Source organism: Fulvivirga imtechensis AK7, from assembly GCF_000331535.1.
GTDB classification, from domain to species: domain Bacteria; phylum Bacteroidota; class Bacteroidia; order Cytophagales; family Cyclobacteriaceae; genus Fulvivirga; species Fulvivirga imtechensis.
Map to the genome: position 1 here is coordinate 1 of NZ_AMZN01000087.1, position 21,013 is coordinate 21,013.

Genomic DNA, 21,013 nt, shown 5'->3' on the forward strand with positions numbered 1-21,013 from the left:
AATAACAATTAACAATTAACAATTAACAATTAACAATTAACAATTAACGATTAACGATTAACGATTAACGATTAACGATTAACACATATCAATCAGCAGCAGGCAAACAGGCCCTCAAGCCTCAGGCTTCAAACTGTGAACTAAGAACTGTGAACTAAGAACTGCGAACTGAAAACTATTCGTCCAACTTGTTAAAATCCATAAGACATTTATTTACAGCTACGGCAATTTCATATTCACTTGATTGCGCCAGAAAGTTTTCCTCCAGCTTGCAGAATTCCATAAAGTCTTCTACCTGGTCTTCGGGCAACCCGGTAAGCTCAAGAACCACAGCTTCATTATATTTTGCTTTTATCAGGTTATGATAATGCTCTTGCTGTTGATATTCAGCCAGCTTCGACCTTTCCTTGACTTCGCGACTAAACTTACCATGTATTAAAGAAAATGGGCTGAGTATGTTTGGCTTTACTTCCTTTTTTGGTCCGTAATAAAAGCCGGGGAGCTCAATTCGGGAATGATCTTCTTCTATAGGTACCTCCATCGCCAACATCGCCTTTTTTAACGTATGCTCATCTTTAAAAGCAAATATTTTTACAGGTTGCAACTCCATTGTCGAGGTATTCAATTCAATAGTTACAATCAATTTATTGGATTTTACCTGCTCTTTTATTGTGAAGGCATATGACTCAAAACCAACTGATGAAAAAAGGACAGTATCTGTTTTGTCCATTACCATCCAAAACCTTCCTTCGGTATTACTAACCGTCCCTTTATGCGAATTTTTGTTGACCACATGGACATAGGGCACAGGTTCTTTGGTATTTGCATCAATTATGGCCCCCGTTATTTCAATTTGAGAATTTTCCTGAGCATTGCCATTCAGTACAACTGCGGATAGAAAGAATAAAATTAAAAGGAGTTTATTCATAAAAGAAAGTACGTAAACTAACCATAAAGGATTTGAATTGGTAAATTTATTTCTGCTTAAAAAGGCAAACGAATATACATTAAACTTATTATTTTACCATTGCTATTACATAAATGCCGGGTTTGTCATTCCAAATAGCGATATGAATTTGTAAATTTTTATATTTACTGCGTAAAATGTGTCCAGATGAAAAAAACGCAACTATTAATTTTATTTCTTGTCTATGGTTTGGTTGGTTTTAGTCAGGAATACAATGAACGGTACGAACTGGTAAACCTGGGTAGAAAGGTCAACACAGGTTACCATGAGGGGGCCCCTGTTATTTCTGCTGATGGCAAAACACTGTATTTTTTTGTGCATAATCATCCTGCAAACACCTATGGTAAGGAAGGTAGCCAGGATATTTGGTATTCCGAGTTAGGTGAAGATGGAGAATGGGGAGAGGCTAAGCACATGGGTAAACCCCTGAATCAGCATCATTCAAACCAGGTATTTACAGTAATGCCTGATGGTAATACCCTGTTTATTCGTGGCGGTTCGTCCCGAAACTCTAAAGGTTTTGCTTTTACCCGGAGAGACGGCAAAGGAGAATGGGGAAAGCCTGATGAAATAAAAGTAGAAGGCTTTCAGGATCTTAATAAGGGTAAGTTTTACGGAGCAACCATGTCTTCTGATGGGTTGTATATGATCTTGTACCTGAGTGAAAAGATCAATAGTACTTTCAGCGACCTATATATGAGTAAAGCCATCGGTGATGGCAAATGGTCCAGACCGGTAAAGATCGGACCTAATATTAATACAGAGCGTGACGAGTTTGCTCCTTATCTGGCGCCTGACAACAAAACCATGTATTTTTCCAGTAATAGAAAAGACATGGGGATAGGTGATGCGGATATCTATAAAACGGTAAGGCTTGACGATACGTGGCTAAAATGGTCTGATCCAGTAAATGTTGGAAGGCCCTTAAATACCAGGGCATTTGATTCCTATATGTCTATTGATCAAAATAATAATGTTTTTACTTCGCAAGCGGGCGATCCCAGGGATGGTGGTAACCTGGATATCTTCAGATTGAGATTGAAAGATATTACTATTCGATTGAGAGGTATTGTTGTTGATCAAAAAAGTAATTCAGGGCTCACTGCTTCACTAGCTATCGGAAACGGTGAAGCCGATACACTTGTCAAAACCTCCGGAGAAGGCGCTTACCAGATCAAGCTGGTCGGAGAGGGTAACTACCATATAAGAGTGACCGCCGCAGATCACTACCCCGATGAAGCGCAATTAGTAATTAAGGATGTTTTTAGAGATACTACTGTAATACAAGACTTCTTTTTGAGGCCGGTAAAACGCAACGTGCTGCTTACGGGTACTACTTATAACTCCAAGACGGAAGAACCAATTGAGACCAAATTAGAAATAAACCTGAAGAGAGATAGAAAAGGGCAGATTAAGAAGAACACTAAGAACGGCTATTACGAAACAGAGCTGGAAAAGAAGGGATGGTATTTTATTACAGCTTCGTCAGAGGGTTTTCTAAATGCTACTGATAGTGTAGAGCATGGCAGTGATGAAGTGACACTGCTTACAAAAGATATCTATCTTACCCCAATAGAAGTAGGTACTACTGTGCGGCTAAATAACATCTTCTTTGACTTTGATAAAACTACTTTAAAGCCCGAATCATATGTGGAGCTGGATAAGGTAGTTGAGTTTTTGCAAAACAATTCCACTGTTGAAATAGAAATAGCCGGCCATACCGATAGCAAGGGTTCGGATGATTATAACCTAAACTTGTCGCAAGGCAGGGCGCAGGCGGTAGTGGACTATCTCATCAGTCAGGGTATTGATGACTACAGGTTGATAGCAAGAGGATATGGAGAAACAGTACCACTGGAAACCAACGAAACCGATGAAGGACGTGCCGTCAACCGAAGAGTTGAGTTTACCGTGCTTAAAAAATGATCTTTGGGGCTTGTCAGGCCTTTTGTTCAGGGAACCCTGACAAGCCCTTCCATGTTGTAGATTCCAAACCTTAGGAAATACCGGGCAACGGGGTATGGAAACCCGGACCATTTCATAGGATTAACTCCAATAGATCTGGCAGCTTGAATAGATATTCTTTGAATGTTTGAGTTCATAATAACTGACTTTCTGCTTGAAGTTTAGATAGGGTCGTTATTATTTGCTCATTCTTACTTCTCCATCTATGAAAACAGTTCACTTTCCTTTTAAAACTTGCACCTGTAAGCAATGGCGGTTATTCAGGGGTTAACAGACTGATAATTTGTGAGGTAGAAACCATATATTAAAAATTTTGAGCGTCACTCATGTAAATTCTCTTGGACTTTTTTTAAATTTTCGCCATAAAAATTGAGTTTCTACAATAATTTGTTCTATTTTAACATCTTATTCTAATTGGCATGCATCAACCTAAACGATACCTCAGTGTCTATATATTGGCATTAATGGCTTTATTTTCCTGCAAAGCTTCAAATCAGGCATCAAAAACTGACCAGGTAGATGACCCCGATGGTCAGGTGATCAGCAGTGCAGACGTAATCATGGTAGATAAGCGTCTAAAAGATATGCTTGAATCATATTTTGATATGTTTTCGGAAATGGATCAGGAGGATACTGCTACAAGGGATGCGAAAATGGCTGAAGTTTTTGAATATTTTAACTCCCCTGACACTCCTGTGTTCCTTGTTCTTTATAACAGAGAGGGTAAAAGGTACTATGACAAACCAATGACCATTACCGATTATATCTATTACCTGAACGACACCCGGCAAGCACCCCACACTATTCGAACTTTGAAGCTGGATGAAACACAAACGAAAATAATGAGAGTTGAATTGGCTGTAAAGCAATAAAATGTAGACTATGATGGCGTATAGAATACTTTTTTGTCTATTTATATGTGGTTTAATTATAGTTGACGGAATGCCTGGCATTGCACAGGGAGCGGGAGAATATTTTGAAGAGGAAACCATGGATCCTGATCAAAAAATCAAGGTCGACTCTATGGCTATGGAAAAGATCCGTGACCTGAGTAAATATATAGGCATTATTGGCAATAAAAGTACCCCCTTTTCGGAAGCCAACCGTGTAGTTGCGCGTGCCCTGGAGCTATTTGCCGATGGTAGTGTAATAGGTGTTTCCACTTTAGATAAGAAGGAAGTGAAACAGTATGAGATCAAAACCTATTTTGAACGATTGATGGCCCTGAGCTATGACAAGGTGAAAATTGAATGGTTTGATATCCAATACATTAGTGACCTGGAGCAGACTCCCGATGGGAAATATGTTGGAGTAGTGACTATTTATCAAAAATTTGAGGGCTCACAAAATGATGCCCTTGTATATAAAGATGTGACCAAAAAGGATATAACTATTTACGTTGAACGAAAAATGATGCAGGTTGAGGGAATGGATATTGATTTTTGGGACGTATTATTAGGAGATATTGTCGTAAGCGAAACGATGTTATGAAAACCAATAGTAAATTTTTAGTAGTAGTTCTGGCTTTATTTTCAACTTCTGGAGTGGCGGCTCAGGGAGTGACTTATGATGAAGGAAATGAATTTATTCTGGCTGAAACCAAGCAGGTAAATCAATTTTTTCGAAGATTTAATGGGGAGGAAGACTATGAAGGGAAAAGATTTTCCACAAACGATCCCCGCTACCAGCAGGCAGACATGAGGAGGATGTACATATCTAATCTTTTTGATAATCTTGATGCGGGTATGGTAGATAGCCTAAAGGGGAGCTTCATCTATACAGTGACGAGAGAAAAGGACCCTAAATTCTTAAATCACAGAAGAAATGATTGGTATGCTCAACTGGATGTAATTATCAAATATGAAAAAAAAGAGCGCCCGTGTACGTTGTTCTTAAAAATGGAACGAGAAAATATGGGCACTAAATGGGTGCTTGCCAACGTTTACTTCAAGCCGTTTATTACACTATTTAAAGGGGTTGATTTCTTTGGAGGAGCTGCTCAGGCAAGTGTTGACGAGTCCTCTCCATATCTACACCCAAAAAGTCATGAAATAAACTTTATCAATCTGAAAAAAGCATTTACAAGGCTTGACGAAATCGAAAAATATGCGGCCAATGAATACAATCCCGATTTTTTAACACTTTTTATTTATGAGCTAAAAAGGGGGAATGCTGAATTTCTGGAAGTGAAAAACCTGAAATTTCATTTCTTTCAGATAGATAACTGGTATTTCGAAGTTTCCAAAGTTAACAGAAAGAGTACAAACTCCGGCTGGTTGATTACCGAGCTTATGCGAGTAGCAGAAAAGGACAAAGAGATATTACGCAAATATATTTTCTTTCATGAAAATAACCATTTACCCTATTCACCATAAAAGTAATGATGAAGATGAGACCCGGAGCAGTTAGAATATCAATACTTGTTGTCAGCCTTTTTAGTTTTTTTGCGGCCGTTGCTCAGACGGATGAAGAAAAGCAGAAGGTTACCGAATTGATGAAGTTTATGGAGTTTACACTGAATACCCTCGGTAATCCTGAGGTTGCTGTGAACGATAAAAATACTATTATCGACCAGAGTTACCTGAAGATATATACCAGCGCCAACGTGCAGGTGGAAGATGACCTGACTAAGCGGCAGGTAAGTATTAACAAAGGCATTCAGGCGTATCTGAAGGATGTAGATATTCTTTTCAAGGATATAAAATTTAAATTTGATATCAATAATATCGAGAAGCTCACCAGTTCAGGTCAGCAGGAATATTTTAAAGTGACCTATAATAGTACAATTACCGGCATTACATCTGATGATAAAGCATATGACAATAGCACGGTACGATATGCAGAAGTGAACTATGATGCTGCACAGCAGATATATAAAGTGGCCAGTATTTATTCTTCAGGCATACGTGACTTAAAGGCCTTTCAAAGTTGGTGGGAGGCCCTGGATTTTGAATGGAAAGTAGTGTTTCAGAGGGCCATAGGTACTAATGTAAATCTGAACGAGCCACATAAGGTGCTGGGTATCAAAGAAATTGATATTTCATATAATAAGTATATCACTAACCTTCACCCGTTAAGCCAGATCGCGGGGCTGGAGGTATTGAATATTTCCAGTACAAATGTGAGCGATATATCCACGCTTTCGGGCCTTGCAAATCTTAGAGAGCTTTATATGTCAAATACTAATGTGCTTACCCTGGAACCTCTAAAGGAACTGAAGAATCTGAAGATAGTGTTTTTTGAAAATACTTCTATTGAAAGCCTGGCATCACTAGAGGCTATGAAGTCACTCAAAAAGGTAGTGGTTATCAATACACCTATTGATCTTGGAGAGATAAAGAAATTTGAGGAAACACACCCATCTTGTGAAGTGGTCTATGAAACGACTGACCTGGTCAACTGGTGGAAGAATTTGCCACTGGCATGGAAAGAAAGCTTTAAAGAACAGTTTAGCATCGCCAGCACCCCAACCGGGGAAGACCTGGCCAGGATCAAGTCCAGTGAAACGATCAACCTGGAGGGAAAAACAGGCATTCTTTCATTAGCGCCTATTGCTGACTTTAAAAATGTCAAAGTACTGGTTTTGAAAAAATCTGGAGTTCGGTCTCTTGAGCCATTGAAAGGATTCACAAACCTGGAACGGCTCGATTTGTCTGATACCCATATTGATTCTTTAGGACCTGTAAAAAAAATGGAGCTTAAATTACTGGTAGCAGATTATTCCAATGTTAGTCACCAGGAGCTTACAGCCTATAAAAATACACATCCCTCCGCTACAGTGATATTCAAAACTATGGACTACACTATCTGGTGGATTAAGCTGTCAGAAGAATGGAGGAATATTTTGGCCAAACAGGTGGGATATACCGGCCCCATAGATAAACTTCCGCTGAAATATCTGTACGATATTCTGGAATTGGAAGAGTTGGTGATTCCGGAGGGTAGCAGTATTGAAGATATAACACCTCTTACCAACCTTAAAGAGTTGCGGGAAATTAAAATGTCGAGGGTAATGAAAATTTCAAACCTGGCCCCACTATCCGGGTTGGCCAAACTGGAAAAGCTGGATTGCTCATATAATCCAGTGGCTGATCTTACTCCGCTGAGTAACCTTAAAAACCTTCGTGAATTGAATATTGAATATACCCGTGTGTCAGACCTTGACCCGCTGGCAACTGTCACCAGCATAAGGGTGCTGAGTGTCTCAGGTACCAAAATATCTAATATCAATACTGTGAGGAGTCTTGATAAGTTGGTGGAGATATACCTTCAAAATACATCGGTTAGTAACTTATCACCATTATATACTTTAGTCAATCTTTCTAAAGTATCCTGTTTCAATGCTAAAGTGAGTCAGAAAGATGTCGATAAATTTAAAAGTGCGAAACCAGCGTGTGAAGTAGTGTACTACTAGTATTGGCAATCTAATAGCCGTATTGTTGTTGAATGTTGTGGTATATTTTTTTGTATTCTTGTGCCGGTAGATTATAGCGCGAACTGCTTTTTACCACAAATTCAACGAGTGCTTCTATTTCAGTAGGCCTCCCGTGTTCGTAATCCAATTGCATGGACGATTTAGTTTCGTAAGGAAACTTCTCCATCATTTTTAAAGCATCGTCTTTGGCGGATTCGCTCAGGCAAATACCTTTTGCACTAGCCAATTCATATATTTCCTGCATCATCCTTCTCAACTGGCCGGTGTATGGCTCTTTGGTCAATTCACCAAAAGTCTTTCCGTAGGCCGATGTTATGGCTGCAACTGGTGAAACAAACAAGAACTTCTGCCACAATACCTCCTGAATATTTGCGGTAAATGAGGCATTAATTCCGGCTACTCTAAATGTTTTTTCCAGCCATTTATATGCATCTGCATTTATGCTGGTTCCGAAATAAATTTTTCCCGGCCCACCCAAATGTTTTACAACACCGGGAGCAGCAACATTGGAAGCCACATAAATACACCCGTCCAGAATATGACTGTGTGTGATGATTTGGCTTATTTCATTTTTGGCGTTCACCGAATTTTGAAGTGAGATGACTATAGAATGCTCTCCCAAACAAGTGATATATCTTTGAAGTACTTGCCGTAGAGAATACGTTTTTACTGCAATTATTAGTAAATCAAGAAGCCCAATATCTTCTGGTTTTTCCGCTGCTATGGCAGGATGCACGTTCAGAATTTGACCTTTTGTTTCGAGGTCTAACCCATTTTGAAGGATTTTTTCTAAAGTTGCCCCCCTGCAGATAAAGATAACTTCCACAGAACTTCCTCTATGATAGTGGTTGGCCAACAAGCCGCCTACAAATCCGCCAATACCACCTAAACCCACAACCCCGATACGTATTTTCTTTTTGTTCATAATGTTTATCTTTTAGTTTTTGGTATGCAAAGCAATGAGGTACTGCTGATTAAGTTGCTGTATATTTGAATGTTTATCTTGTACAAGTAAAGGTTATAATAGGCTTGCGGACATTTTTTATTTACGATTTGTTTGAAATTTACTCTGTAGCATCCGATTCATGGCAAAAAGGAAAGCACAGACACCAGTTTTTTGAGATCCTGTACATCGAAGTGGGTACCGGGATTCATATTGTTAATGGTCAGCAACATATTTACCAGGCTGGTGATATTTTCATGCTGACTCCAGGTGATTCTCATTCATTTTCAACCATGAGGTATACAAAGTTCCATTGTATTCGTTTTTTACCCGAATTATTTACGCAGGAAAATAATGATACCAGGAGCATCTTTTATCAATTGAAGGAATCAATCTCATATCACAACCGACTATCAGGGATGCCTTTGGAAAGCTTGGATGAAAGGCCGCTTGTAATTGCCTTAATAGAGCAGGTTTTGAAAGAGAGTAGCTTGAGATCACAGCAGCATGAGCTGATTATAAAGAGTAGTATAGGCCTCATTCTTCAGTTTTTACTGAGGAGTGTTGGCAGGGGCAGGCATGATGGAGGATATGGCCTATCCACTAACCTAACCATAGATAACATGCTCAATTATGTACGGTTCAATATCACCGACAACGCTAAATTGACGAAAAAAGTCATGGCATCCTTTTTTAATATTTCACCTCACTATATTGGTGAATATTTCAAGAAACACTGTGGTATGAGTTTGCGCGATTATATAGTAAAATGCAAGCTAAGTCACATAGAAAGAAAAATGCTCAACAACAATTTGTCTATCAGTCAGATAGCGGTTGAGTTAGGTTTTGTTGATGAAAGTCATCTATGCAAATTTGTTAAAAGATGTACAGGACAATCGCCAACAAATTATCGTAAGAAACTCGAATAGAATATCATTACACATACTCCTGCCTTTTCACCAATGCGTAAAAATTATTGTCAATGGGCAGATAGCCGTATTCGTAGCAGAAGTAATAAACGGTGCCGGCTTTAGTGGTATAGGTATTCGTAAAATAATTAAAATCAAAACCCTTTTCTCCAAGCTTATCACGATGTGTTTTTGATTTGCCGTTTGGGTTCAACTCCATCAGTATCCTTCTGTTCTTCCTGAGTATGTTGTTGACGTTGCGAACATAGTTGTTGCTGTCACTATTTAACTTGTTGTTATAGGAGTTTCTGCACTGGTCCGAACAGAACTTTTTATCCATTCTGCCGAAAATTTTAGTCCCGCATTCCAAACATGATTTTTCTTCCATTTTATCAATATTCTGTTTATCAATATTTTACCCGTTTGCAAACGTTTACAAATGTAATTTAAACGAATACAAACATTTATCATACGATTATCGCTTTTTTCTTGTCTTTACTTTGTGTAAATGAATTAGATGAACAATATTTCATCATTTAATTAAAAATAAAGTTTAACTATTAATTATTATTATCATGAAAAATTTAAGAAACAGTGTTCAGCTTATAGGAAGATTAGGTAAAGATCCCGAAGTAAAGAATTTGACCAGTGGAAAGATGATGGCTACCTTTTCACTAGCCACCTCGGATAGCTACAGGAATGCGGATGGAGAGAAAGTAGAAGACACACAATGGCACAATATTGTTGTTTGGGGAAAGAAGGCGGAAATAGCTTCGGAATACCTGAAGAAAGGTGCCGAGATAGCTGTTGAAGGTAAGTTGATACATCGCTCTTATGAAAATTCCAATGGAGAAAAGAAATATATCACTGAAATCAATGTAAATGAGATATTGATGTTAGGAGGGAAGAAGTAGGGGAACCCACCCCTGCCCCTCCCAAGAGCTCCCAAGAGAGGGTTTTCGGCCGGTGCTAATGGGGAAGGTTGAGGTGTTGTTATGAGCCGGTTGCGTAGGACTTTTGTGAAGTATTCTACTGTAGCCGGTAATAGGTTGAATTCAGAGCTATGTACACCCGTCCTTTGTCAACCTATGTACCTGCAGCAAAAAAACAAAATGCTGAAGTTCCAGAAAGTTTATGGTCGACACAACTTCCAGCATAGCTCATCACCAGATTCTAGCTAATCAAATCTCCTATGAAATGCAGTCCAAAATCCCCTCCTCGGAGGGGCAGGGGTGGGTAAAACACTAATAATGAAAAGAAAAATACTTTATTATAACCCAAAGCTTAAACCGCTGGCTCTGAAACTACGAAAAAATATGACGTTGTCGGAAGTACTACTATGGCAGGAATTGAATGGCAGACAAATGATGGGCTACGATTTTGATCGGCAGCGGCCGATTGATAATTATATTGTGGATTTTTATTGTAAAGATCTAATGTTGGCGATCGAGGTAGATGGAGAAAGTCATTACCACGACAACGCCTCGGAAAGAGATCAGGCAAGACAAAAGAAGTTGGAGAATTTAGGTGTGCGGTTTTTAAGATTCGATGATCTGGATGTGAAGCAAAGAATGGGTTATGTTCTGAATACAATTTCCGAATGGATTTTGGAGAACGGACCCACCCCTGCCCCTCCCAAGAGCTCCCAAGAGAGGATTTTCGGCCGGTGCTAATGGGGAAGGTTGAGGTGTTGTTATGAGCCGGTTGCGTAGGACTTTTGTGAAGTATTCTACTGTAGCCGGTAATAGGTTGAATTCAGAGCTATGTACACCCGTCCTTTGTCAACCTATGTACCTGCAGCAAAAAAACAAAATGCTGAAGTTCCAGAAAGTTTATGGTCGACACAACTTCCAGCATAGCTCATCACCAGATTCTAGCTAATCAAATCTCCTATGAAATGTTATCCCAAATCCCCTCCTCGGAGGGGCAGGGGTGGGTAAAACACCCGAAACCCAAGTCATAAACTAATGATCTATCAATTCGAAGGCTCTGCAATTGAAATATTCATAGGAATACCCTTTCGCCCTTTTTCGAAAAGCCTTTTCTTTTCAGGAATACTTAAGTAGAGGTTTCTATATTCGGCAGGGGTCAGACCGGTTCGGTCTGCATAGATCTGATAGTAAGCTGCTTTAACTTCATCAAGTACTTTGATAAACATTTCCTGGGATGTGCCTCTATTTGTCTTTATAGATACTATTGCCTTCTCAGGGCTTTCACTTAGCGCTTTATTACGACCGTAGTTTAATATGAATTCACTTATTTCATGCCTTATGCCGTGTAGATTTTCACGGGTTTCACCTTCCACCATAATTTTGTCATCAGAGTTGACCTGGATCTTGAAAAGATTTTTTTCATGAATTTCTACAGGTACAATGTTTGATTGCTCTGGTGGCAGCAACAAACTGAGACCCTTGTCGTTTACAATGGTTGTAGTGATCATGAAAAAGATTAGTAGCAGGAAGGCGATGTCCGCCATAGAAGCGGTATTGATCTGCATTTGATTGTTTCTTTGTGCATTTTTCATAAGCTTTTATTTAAATAATCTGTGTCATGCTACAAAGTCACCATAATTTATCTGCATATGATTAATTGATTTTTTCTACTTTTGCAGCCAATGAGTTTTTTATACCCACAATTCCTTTACGGTCTTTTCGCGCTTTCCATACCCATTATTATTCATTTGTTTAATTTCAGGAAGACAAAGCGGGTATATTTTTCAAATACACGCTTTCTTAAAAAGGTGAAGGAAGCCAGTAGTTCTAAACGGAAGCTGAAGCACTATTTGATCCTTACCTCCAGGCTACTCATGATCTTTTTCCTTGTAATGGCCTTCGCCCAACCATTTCTACCTACAAAGGAAAATACAACTGCGAGTAGCAAAACTTTGATCTATCTCGACAACTCTCTTAGCATGAGCAATGAAACAGACGAGGATATAACTGCCTTCGATGCCGCTCTGGGATATATCAATGCCCTTACCACCCTTTACCCGTCATCATCTGAATATAAAATACTCACCAATGACTTTAACTCTTTCTCTAATGTCTTTAAAAACAGGAATGATCTTGTTGATCTGACTACCGAGATGCGCTTGACAGGAATTACCAGAACTTATGACGAGATTATTAACAGGCTTGAATTTAACAGGGAAGAGGGAGAGCAGTATGATCTGTACTGGATAAGTGATTTTCAAGCTTCCACATCAGGAGTCAGAGAAGGTGAAGTGGCGCTGGATAGCGCATGGAACGTAAATTTAATTCCTATTAACTTCACCTCCGTTAACAATGTATTTGTCGATTCCCTGTATCTGGATAATCCATTCCTGATAGGTGATAAAAAGCTGAAATTAAATGTGGTGATAAGAAATGTGGGAAACCAACCTGTAGATGATCTGATCATTAAAGTTTTTGTGGATGAGGTGCAATCTGCTACCGCCAGCATGGATCTTAGGGCTAACCAAGCGGCAACAGCCACCTTTGACCTGGCGTTTAACCTGGAGGGGAATAATAAATGCAGGATTAGCTTTGAAGAATTCCCTGTTACCTTTGACAATGATTTTCACTTCACCATCAATGGGAGTCAACGCATCAGCATTTTGGAGATCAAAGGTAAATCTGTTAACACACCAGTTCAGAATGTTTTTGGCAACGAAGGGCTTTTTGACTTACAAAGCGTAGTTTTTTCGAACCTTGACTACAATCTTATTCCAGCTTCAGACTTAGTAGTGATCAATGGGTTGGAAACCCTTGATCCATCGCTTGCCGTTGTGCTTAATAAATACCTGCAGAATTACGGTGATATTATTTTTATACCTGCAACGAAACCGGATATTGCCAGCTACAGACAGTTGTCCGGTTTGGGTGGCCTAATGGTCTCAGACTCATCCCTGAAATCTGACCTGGCTACACCTGATTTTGATGATCCTTTTTTTGAAAATGTTTTTGAGGAAACCGGACAAAACTTTTCTATGCCGGAAGCGGCTGGTGTTATCGAATGGGGGAGGGATCGTACTGCATTGCTGAAATATAAAAGCGGAATGCCCTTTTTATCGAAAATAACCTCCAATGGAAATATATTTTTGATGGGTGCCCCTCTGAACAGCGCCTATACAAATTTTTATTCTCATGCTATCTTTGTTCCGGTGATGTATCGTATTGCAGTGGAAAGCGCTTCGCGTGATTCAAAGTTGTATTATTATACGGATGATGCCACAATTACCTTTCGGGCAGACACAATCATAGCCGATAATGTCTTTAAACTTCGCAATGATGAACAGGAAATAATACCCACACAAAGAATTATAGGGAATGATGTAGTTATGGAGGTGCCAAAGTTTGTGATCGGAGCAGGGTTTTATGACCTGATGTTTAAAGAAGGAAAGATCACAACACTGGCCTTTAACTACACGCCGGAAGAATCAGACTTAAGACAGTATTCACCGGAAGAGATCAGGCGCATCTTTAAAGGGAAGGTCGATATTTTTGAGGTGGGAGATAAGGATCAATTTGAGAGGGCTGTGGAAAAAAAATACATCGGTCAGCCATTGTGGAAGTATGCCATTATTCTCGCGCTTATATTTCTACTGGTAGAGGTTTTGTTAATAAGATTTTTGCCATAATTTGAACTTTAAATTCAATATCTATAAAAACCGGTAAAGCTTCTGAAATGGAAAGTATACTTATAAAATCTGCTGCAATAATCGATGAAGGAAATGCCATGCATGGAAATCAGGCGGATGTGCTGATTGAAAATGGGCGAATTGCCAAACTGGGGAAGGTGCAGGCAAAGGCAGATAAAGTAATCGAAGCAAAAGGGATGTTTCTTTCCATAGGATGGTTTGACATGCGCGCTTCTTTCGGAGATCCTGGCTATGAACACAGGGAAGATCTGGAATCGGGTATCGCTACTGCCGCGGCAGGAGGCTTTACAGGTGTAGCATTGGTGCCCAACAACAAACCGGTAACACAAACCAAAAATGAGGTCAGTTACCTTAAATCAAGAAACCAGCATTCTATAACGGAAATTTTTCCAATAGCCGCTGTTTCTATTGATGCCAGGGGGGAAGAACTTACAGAGATGATAGATCTGCATCATGCCGGTGCTGTGGCCTTTTCCGATGGCATTGAGCCTATTTGGCATACTGATATACTTTTGAAATCATTACAGTATCTTCAGAAATTCGATGGTTTGCTCATCAATAAGCCCGAAGATATACGACTGAACCTGTATGGTACTATGAATGAGGGTATAAATAGCACTATGCTCGGAATGAAAGGAATGCCAAAGCTGGCAGAAGAATTGATCATTCAGCGAGACCTGGAACTGCTGGCCTATGCGGGAGGAAGGTTGCATTTTACAAATATTTCTTCCGAAAGATCATTGGCTATGATCAGGGCTGCGAGAAAAAGAGGACTCAATGTGAGTTGTGATGTGGCTTCCTGCCAGATGCTATTTGATGATGCTGCGTTGGCAGGCTTTGACACTAATTTTAAAGTGAATCCACCTTTCAGAGAAAAGAAAGATAATAAGGCGTTGATAAAAGGTATACAGGATGGCACTATAGAAGTTATCGTTTCAAGTCATATCCCTCAGGATGAGGAAAATAAGAAACTGGAATTCGATCTGGCAGCCTTTGGTGTTATAGGTCTTCAGACGGTTGCTGCTAATTTGACAACACTTTCAGAGTCTGTTGAGATGACTACTCTTATAAAAGCAATAACGGTGAACCCCAGGAAGTTGCTTCATTTAAACATTCCCAAAATAGAAGAAGGCGCGGAGGCGAACCTGACCCTTTTTGATCCGAATCATCATTGGGTGTTGGATAACAAAAGCAATCGATCCAAATCAAAAAACTCTCCTTATTGGGGGCAGAAATTAAAAGGCAGGACCTTAGCCACTTTCAACAACGGAAAGCATCTAATAGAACAGTCTTTATCATAATTAGTGTCTCTGATAAAAAATGATAATATCTTCGTTACGCTCGTCCCAAAAATGCTCTTGTACCTCTGTAAACTCCACTTTTGGGGACTTCATCCCGCTTTTTGGCGGGAACGTTTCGTTAAAACCACTTAGAGTTTTTTTTACAAATACTAAATAAGTAGAGGTAATACCTCTAATAAAACATTCTATGACTCAATTCAATAAAATACGTCCACTTTTCAAAATTCCTCTTAAATACGGTTTTTTCGGAGCCTTATTAGGTATGTTGGTTCTCGTGCTGCTCTATTATACGGGTAAGCATCCCCTATTGATCCCCCCAATGTTTGATTTTAGAATAGTACTTTTTGGGTTATTTATCTTTTTTGGACTGAAAGAGTTTAGGGATTATTATAACGACAGTGTCCTCAATTTTTGGCAGGGAATGATCATTAGTTTTATTATCTACATCACCATAGCGATCCTGGTGGCTATTTTTATTATTGTTTTTGCCAATTTTGTGCCGGATTTTCTCCAGGAGTATATCGCAGGCACCATCAAAGGACTGGAGTTGGAGAAGGACAGGCTCGTTACAGAAGGTAAAATAAATATCACCGGGGAAGAATTTGATCGCCAGGTAACATTGCTACGACAATCGACTCCCTCGCTACTGGCCCTCGACTACATTATCAAGAGTTGTTTCATTGGTTTTTTCGTGGCTATCATTCTTTCTGTGATCTTGAGAAGGACCGAAAAGCGGTTTTGATACTTTAAAGCCTTCTATTTCCGATCGTCAGGGTTTCAGACCATGCAGTAGATTAGTTTTTGATATGTATGATGCTAAAATTACTTTTAACCCATTGTTATTTGAATTAACTTACACAAAACAACCAAAAAACCTTAAAACTAATGGAAGATAACTACACAACATTAGATGAGCGTGGAGCAGATAAAGTATCTGTAAAGCAAGTGGCCACTAAATGGGGATTGATACTGGGTATTATATCTATCGTTTTATTTCTTATCACTGTTTTTGCGGATCTGGTGGGAAACAAGGGCATGCAATGGGTAGGATATATACCAATTATCATCATTATCGTATTAGCTCATAAAGAATACAAGAATTCAGGTGACGGTTTCATGTCTTATGGTCAGGGATTAGGAATAGGCACTCTGGTAGCGCTCATTGGTTCACTTATTTCAACAGCATTTTTCTACATCTATGTGAAATTTGTCGATAGCGGATTTGTTGATATTATAAAAGATCAACAGATAGCAGAGATGGAAAAGAATGGGATGAGTGATGAACAGATAGAACAGGCTATGTCAATTACGGAAACGTTTATGAGTCCTGAATTGATGTCAGTATTTGCAATATTAGGTACCGTGTTTTTTGGATTTATCTTATCTTTGATCATCAGTGCGTTTACCAAGAATAGTAATCCGGAGCTTGATATGTAATTATGCCTAATGAATTTGATATTTCTGTAGTCATTCCTTTATACAACGAAGAAGAATCACTACCGGAATTGTGTAATTGGATAAGCCGTGTGATGATAAAGCACGGCTTTACTTATGAAGTTATATTAATCGATGATGGCAGTACAGATTCATCATGGGAAGTTATTCGCCAGATATCCGAAGATAATCCTGCTATAAAGGGGCTGAAATTTAACAGGAACTATGGAAAATCGGCAGCGCTGAATACCGGTTTCAAAGAGTCCCGGGGAGAAGTGGTGGTCTCCATGGATGCTGATCTGCAGGATAGTCCTGATGAAATTCCCGAATTGTACAGGATGATCAGGGAAGAGAATTATGATCTGGTTTCCGGATGGAAAAGAAAACGCCATGATCCGATTACAAAGACCATCCCCTCAAGATTTTTTAACTTTATCACCAGGAAAATATCAGGTATCAAGCTGCATGATTTTAACTGCGGCCTAAAGGCTTACAGGAGCCAGGTAGTAAAACATGTTGACGTATATGGTGAGATGCATCGGTACATACCAGTGATAGCAAAATGGAATGGCTATTCAAAAATAGGAGAGAAAGTAGTAGAGCACAGAGCCCGAAAATATGGCACCACTAAGTTCGGATTTGAGAGGTTCATCAACGGTTTCTTGGACCTTTTGTCCATTACCTTCGTCTCTAAGTTCAAGCGTAAGCCTATGCACTTTTTTGGTACTTTTGGCACTCTTTCATTTTTCACCGGGTTGATCATTACCATATATGTAATAGGTAACAAGCTATATAGTATTCACTACAGCTTGCCGGTAAGAGATGTAGTGGAGCAACCACTTTTCTTCCTGGCGTTGGTAGCCCTGATCATAGGTGTACAATTATTTCTGACTGGTTTTATTGCCGAAATGATGGCTATGAAATCACAATCTTCGAATGAGTATCTTATAGTGGAAAAAACAGGGGTAAAGGAAAAGGTCATTGCCAAATAGTGTCTCTAAGAAAATGCCAATGTCTGCGTTATGCTCGTCCCAAAAATGCTCACGTACCCCAGTACGCTCCGCTTTTTGGCACTTCACAAGCCTTGACCTTAACGTTTTCTTAAAGCCACCTGGAGGTTTTCTTACAAACACTAAATAATGCATTTGTATTCTGTAATTATTCCGGTTTACAATCGTCCCGATGAGGTCCGTGATCTTCTCCGGAGCCTGGTTTGTCAAAATAACAGGAAATTTGAGGTGATCATAGTTGAAGATGGGTCTGCAAAAGACTGTAGAACTATTGTAGAAGATTTTAGCGTTGAATTGCCAATAAAATATCTGTGGCAGCCAAACTCCGGTCCCGGACCGGCTAGAAATGCCGGAGCCCATGAAGCCGGGGGAGAATGGTTGATCTTTTTTGACTCGGATTGTATCATACCCCCGAATTATTTTGTTGAACTTGATGAGGCCCTCAAAAAGATTCAATTTGACGCCTACGGAGGACCGGACAAGGCGCACAAAGACTTCAGTAAAATCCAAAAAGCCATTGATTACTCAATGACATCATTTCTAACTACCGGAGGAATAAGAGGTGGACAGCAAAGTTTCGAAAAGTTTAAGCCCCGAAGCTTCAATATGGGAATGAAAAGGAGTTTGTTTGATCAGGTTGGTGGCTTTTCTCCCTTACGCTTTGGCGAAGACATAGATATGAGCCTGAAATTGGAGAAGGCAGGTGCAAAATCAGTTTTGGTTGCGGGAGCATTTGTATATCACAAAAGGAGAGTGAGTTTTAAAACTTTTTTCAAACAGGTATTTAATTCAGGCGTTGCCCGGATTATATTGAATAAATTACACCCGAAATCTCTCAGGATAGTACACTTGCTGCCATCTGCATTTGTTTTATTTCATGTCATTTTATGCTTCATGGTTATTATTAAGCCTGTGTTAGCATATATATTGCTGCTGTTTCCGGTCATAATTTTCCTGGATTCATCTTTTAAGACGAAAAATCCGATTACCGGTGTTCTTGCTATCATCAGTTCATACGTACAACTAACGGGCTATGGAGTAGGCTTTTTGAAGGCCTGGTGTCAGCATTATGTTCTGAAAAAAGAAATAAACTACGCTTTTAGAGATAACTTTTATAAGTGAAATAAACGTTGCTTGGAGTCAAGTTTCGAGGATGACTACGAAGTCGTTTTTGCTACTTTTCTACAAAAAAAGATCATCTCGTTCTCTGGAAGTGCATATCTTTTAACCGCACCTTCTCCAAGGTGGTGGATAAAGTCATCTTCTGTTACCTCAAAACCGGCTTTTCTGAGCCTGTCAGGGTAATCTTTACCATAAAGCCTTACGTGATCGTCTTGCCCATACCACTTTTCTCTCTCCCGTGGATTGGTAATGGCAGGATCCTCAAAAGTTACATCCGGTACCGGACTGAAAAAAGGTACTTGTATGATGGCCCAGCCACCTGGTCTCAGCACCCGAAAGATCTCACTCATAGCCTGAAGGTCGTTATCAACATGCTCCATCACATGGTTGCACATGGCGGCATCAAAAGTATTATCCCCGAACGGGATCTGATGAACATCCATTTTGACCTTTGCCAGTGGCGACTCCAGATCGCCGGTAATATATCCTTCGCCATGCTGCTCCTCAAATTTTTTTATAAAACATTGCTCCGGAGCAATATGTAGGAAATGCAACCTTTGTTGGAAGAAGTTGGTCTTTTGCTGTAAATAGAGCCAGATGAGTCGATGCCTTTCTAACGAAAGCGAGTCAGGGCAAAGTGCATTTACCCGTGGATTGATACGCCCATACGGAAGGAATTTCCTGTAGCTTTTGTTAATGATAGGGCAGGTAACGTTATTTCCACGTAAAAATAGCCCGACAATTTTTAGGGCAGGAGCGCTGATCCGTTGCAGGTATTTGCGTGGAACATATCGGATGATATAGCTGATCAATTTTTTCATATTGATCGGCAAATATAGGCAAACACAAAGTTTCCAAGGCTTTAATAGCAAGAGTTATTGAACCGAAATTTTATGTCGATGGCTGCTTCTTTGTGTCTATGGTGAAATATATTATAAATATTACAATATATTTGTAGTTACAAGGTTATCCTACTGTTTAACCTTCAAGGTCAACAAAACTTAAAATTAACATGAAAAAGAAGATCCTAATTGCGGGAGGGGTTGGCATCTGCATTCTTGTCATATTTTTTCTGATGAGAGACAGCGCGACTGGTTCCAGTACCGAAGTGTTTGTGAAAGCCAAACAGGGCGACTTCAAAGTTGATATAACAACAACTGGTGAACTGGAAGCAAAAAATTCAGTTAAGATCATGGGGCCCAGCGGCTTGCGTACGGCACAGATCTGGCAGGTCAAGATAGACCACATTGTAGATGAGGGTACTGTGGTTAAAAAAGGTGATTATATAGCCAGGCTGGACAAGTCTGAGCTAATGGATAAGATACAAAATGCCAACAACGACCTACAACAGAGTCTGTCAAAATATACCCAAACAAAACTGGACACTGCACTTGAGCTTAGAAAGGCCAGAGATGAGTTGATCAACCTGAATTTTGGGGTTGAGGAAAAGGAGATTATCCTTTCTCAATCACAATTTGAACCTCCTGCGAGCATCAAACAGGCCGAGATCAACCTGGAGAAGGCAAAAAGAGCCTATGAACAGGCCAGGGAAAACTATAAGCTTCAGTCGAGAAAGGCTGTTGCTCAGATGCAGGAAGCTGCTGCAAAACTGGCCGAAGACCAGGGGCGGTTTGATCTGCTCAATAAGATCCTGGCTGATTTCAATATTATGGCTCCTGAGCCGGGAATGGTTATCTACAAGCGAAGTTGGAATGGCACTAAGCAGGGAATTGGGTCCACTATTCAGCCGTGGGACCCTGTAGTAGCTACGCTGCCCGACTTGAGTTCGATGATCTCAAAAACCTATGTGAATGAGGTGGATATACGAGTGATCAAAGAAGGGCAGAAGGTAAATATTGGGCTTGATGCCTTTCCTGAAAAACGGCTTACCGGAAAAGTAATACAGGTGGCCAATATAGGCGAACAAAAGCCGAATTCCGATGCCAAGGTGTTTCAGGTAAATATTCTCATCAATGAATCTGATACCACTTTACGACCAGCTATGACTACCAGTAACAATATCATTGCTGAGGTCATACCTAACGTGGTATATGTGCCGCTGGAGTGCCTGCACAACCAGGGAGATTCACTCACCTATGTGATCAAGAAAGCCGGTATGGGAGGATATAAAAAACAACAGGTAAAGATAGGCAAGACAAATATGAATGAAGCGGTGATAGAAATGGGTGTTGCTAAAGGTGAGGAGCTGTTTTTGTCGATACCGGCAGGCCTTGAAGAATCGGAGGTAACACTTTTGGAAGGGAAAGAAGGCATAGCCGCCAATTAAAT

The 21,013-nt window shown here is 39.8% G+C and carries 20 protein-coding genes; 15 read left to right on the top strand and 5 right to left on the bottom strand.

Annotated elements, in window-relative coordinates:
• Positions 1 to 175 precede the first annotated feature (175 nt).
• Entirely contained in the window at positions 176 to 928 is a 753-nt protein-coding gene (locus tag C900_RS28855; RefSeq protein WP_009582684.1) for a carboxypeptidase-like regulatory domain-containing protein, read from the bottom strand.
• 186 nt (positions 929 to 1,114) lie between these two features.
• Between C900_RS28855 and C900_RS23020 the strand changes: the two genes are divergently transcribed.
• The 5 genes from C900_RS23020 to C900_RS23040 all read left to right on the top strand — a co-directional run bounded on the left by C900_RS23020 (position 1,115) and on the right by C900_RS23040 (position 7,346).
• Complete coding sequence (locus C900_RS23020; RefSeq protein ID WP_009582686.1) at positions 1,115 to 2,893, top strand: OmpA family protein; 1,779 nt, start codon at positions 1,115 to 1,117, stop codon at positions 2,891 to 2,893.
• A gap of 458 nt (positions 2,894 to 3,351) precedes the next feature.
• Positions 3,352 to 3,804 (top strand): hypothetical protein, encoded by a 453-nt coding sequence (locus tag C900_RS23025; protein ID WP_157494151.1) that lies wholly within the window; start codon positions 3,352 to 3,354, stop codon positions 3,802 to 3,804.
• Positions 3,805 to 3,874: 70 nt separating this feature from the next.
• Complete coding sequence (locus C900_RS23030) at positions 3,875 to 4,423, top strand: hypothetical protein (RefSeq protein ID WP_009582688.1); 549 nt, start codon at positions 3,875 to 3,877, stop codon at positions 4,421 to 4,423.
• Entirely contained in the window at positions 4,420 to 5,307 is an 888-nt protein-coding gene (locus tag C900_RS23035) for a hypothetical protein (RefSeq protein ID WP_009582689.1), read from the top strand. The genes C900_RS23030 and C900_RS23035 overlap by 4 nt, the downstream gene beginning before the upstream one ends.
• Positions 5,308 to 5,312: 5 nt before the next feature.
• Positions 5,313 to 7,346, top strand: coding sequence for a leucine-rich repeat domain-containing protein (locus C900_RS23040; protein WP_083867565.1), 2,034 nt, complete (start codon positions 5,313 to 5,315; stop codon positions 7,344 to 7,346).
• A 10-nt stretch (positions 7,347 to 7,356) separates the two neighbouring features.
• Here C900_RS23040 and C900_RS23045 read toward each other — a convergent pair whose 3' ends face one another.
• The gene (locus tag C900_RS23045) at positions 7,357 to 8,292 is read right to left on the bottom strand and encodes a ketopantoate reductase family protein (RefSeq protein ID WP_009582692.1); all 936 of its coding nucleotides are present in this window, start codon (positions 8,290 to 8,292) and stop codon (positions 7,357 to 7,359) included.
• Between the two features lie 65 nt (positions 8,293 to 8,357).
• Here C900_RS23045 and C900_RS23050 point away from each other — a divergent pair, with 65 nt between their 5' ends.
• Positions 8,358 to 9,239 (top strand): AraC family transcriptional regulator, encoded by an 882-nt coding sequence (locus tag C900_RS23050; protein WP_040497381.1) that lies wholly within the window; start codon positions 8,358 to 8,360, stop codon positions 9,237 to 9,239.
• Between the two features lie 7 nt (positions 9,240 to 9,246).
• Here C900_RS23050 and C900_RS23055 read toward each other — a convergent pair whose 3' ends face one another.
• Positions 9,247 to 9,558 carry a hypothetical protein gene (locus C900_RS23055; RefSeq protein ID WP_245558477.1) on the bottom strand — a complete coding sequence of 104 codons (312 nt, stop codon included), beginning with the start codon at positions 9,556 to 9,558 and terminating at the stop codon, positions 9,247 to 9,249.
• Between the two features lie 235 nt (positions 9,559 to 9,793).
• On the opposite strand from C900_RS23055, the gene C900_RS23060 reads away from it, so the two are divergent.
• Together C900_RS23060 and C900_RS23065 are read left to right on the top strand one after the other, a co-directional pair.
• Positions 9,794 to 10,132 (top strand): single-stranded DNA-binding protein, encoded by a 339-nt coding sequence (locus tag C900_RS23060; RefSeq protein ID WP_009582701.1) that lies wholly within the window; start codon positions 9,794 to 9,796, stop codon positions 10,130 to 10,132.
• 336 nt (positions 10,133 to 10,468) lie between these two features.
• Entirely contained in the window at positions 10,469 to 10,891 is a 423-nt protein-coding gene (locus C900_RS23065; protein ID WP_009582703.1) for an endonuclease domain-containing protein, read from the top strand.
• A gap of 302 nt (positions 10,892 to 11,193) precedes the next feature.
• Here the strand turns inward: C900_RS23065 and C900_RS23070 are convergent, their stop codons facing one another.
• Entirely contained in the window at positions 11,194 to 11,742 is a 549-nt protein-coding gene (locus C900_RS23070; RefSeq protein WP_009582704.1) for an ExbD/TolR family protein, read from the bottom strand.
• A gap of 90 nt (positions 11,743 to 11,832) precedes the next feature.
• Between C900_RS23070 and C900_RS23075 the strand changes: the two genes are divergently transcribed.
• The 6 genes from C900_RS23075 (at position 11,833) to C900_RS23100 (ending at position 18,724) form a co-directional block, all read left to right on the top strand.
• Positions 11,833 to 13,836: a BatA domain-containing protein gene (locus C900_RS23075; RefSeq protein WP_009582705.1), complete on the top strand. Its 2,004-nt coding sequence runs from the start codon at positions 11,833 to 11,835 to the stop codon at positions 13,834 to 13,836.
• Positions 13,837 to 13,883: 47 nt separating this feature from the next.
• Positions 13,884 to 15,158, top strand: coding sequence for a dihydroorotase (locus C900_RS23080; RefSeq protein WP_009582706.1), 1,275 nt, complete (start codon positions 13,884 to 13,886; stop codon positions 15,156 to 15,158).
• Between the two features lie 187 nt (positions 15,159 to 15,345).
• Positions 15,346 to 15,900: a DUF4199 domain-containing protein gene (locus C900_RS23085; protein WP_040497383.1), complete on the top strand. Its 555-nt coding sequence runs from the start codon at positions 15,346 to 15,348 to the stop codon at positions 15,898 to 15,900.
• 143 nt (positions 15,901 to 16,043) lie between these two features.
• Entirely contained in the window at positions 16,044 to 16,595 is a 552-nt protein-coding gene (locus C900_RS23090; RefSeq protein ID WP_009582708.1) for a DUF4199 domain-containing protein, read from the top strand.
• Between the two features lie 2 nt (positions 16,596 to 16,597).
• Positions 16,598 to 17,584: a glycosyltransferase family 2 protein gene (locus C900_RS23095; protein WP_009582709.1), complete on the top strand. Its 987-nt coding sequence runs from the start codon at positions 16,598 to 16,600 to the stop codon at positions 17,582 to 17,584.
• 147 nt (positions 17,585 to 17,731) lie between these two features.
• Entirely contained in the window at positions 17,732 to 18,724 is a 993-nt protein-coding gene (locus C900_RS23100) for a glycosyltransferase (RefSeq protein ID WP_009582710.1), read from the top strand.
• Between the two features lie 35 nt (positions 18,725 to 18,759).
• Here C900_RS23100 and C900_RS23105 read toward each other — a convergent pair whose 3' ends face one another.
• Positions 18,760 to 19,545: a class I SAM-dependent methyltransferase gene (locus tag C900_RS23105; protein WP_009582711.1), complete on the bottom strand. Its 786-nt coding sequence runs from the start codon at positions 19,543 to 19,545 to the stop codon at positions 18,760 to 18,762.
• A gap of 191 nt (positions 19,546 to 19,736) precedes the next feature.
• On the opposite strand from C900_RS23105, the gene C900_RS23110 reads away from it, so the two are divergent.
• Positions 19,737 to 21,011: an efflux RND transporter periplasmic adaptor subunit gene (locus C900_RS23110; protein WP_009582712.1), complete on the top strand. Its 1,275-nt coding sequence runs from the start codon at positions 19,737 to 19,739 to the stop codon at positions 21,009 to 21,011.
• Positions 21,012 to 21,013 lie beyond the last annotated feature (2 nt).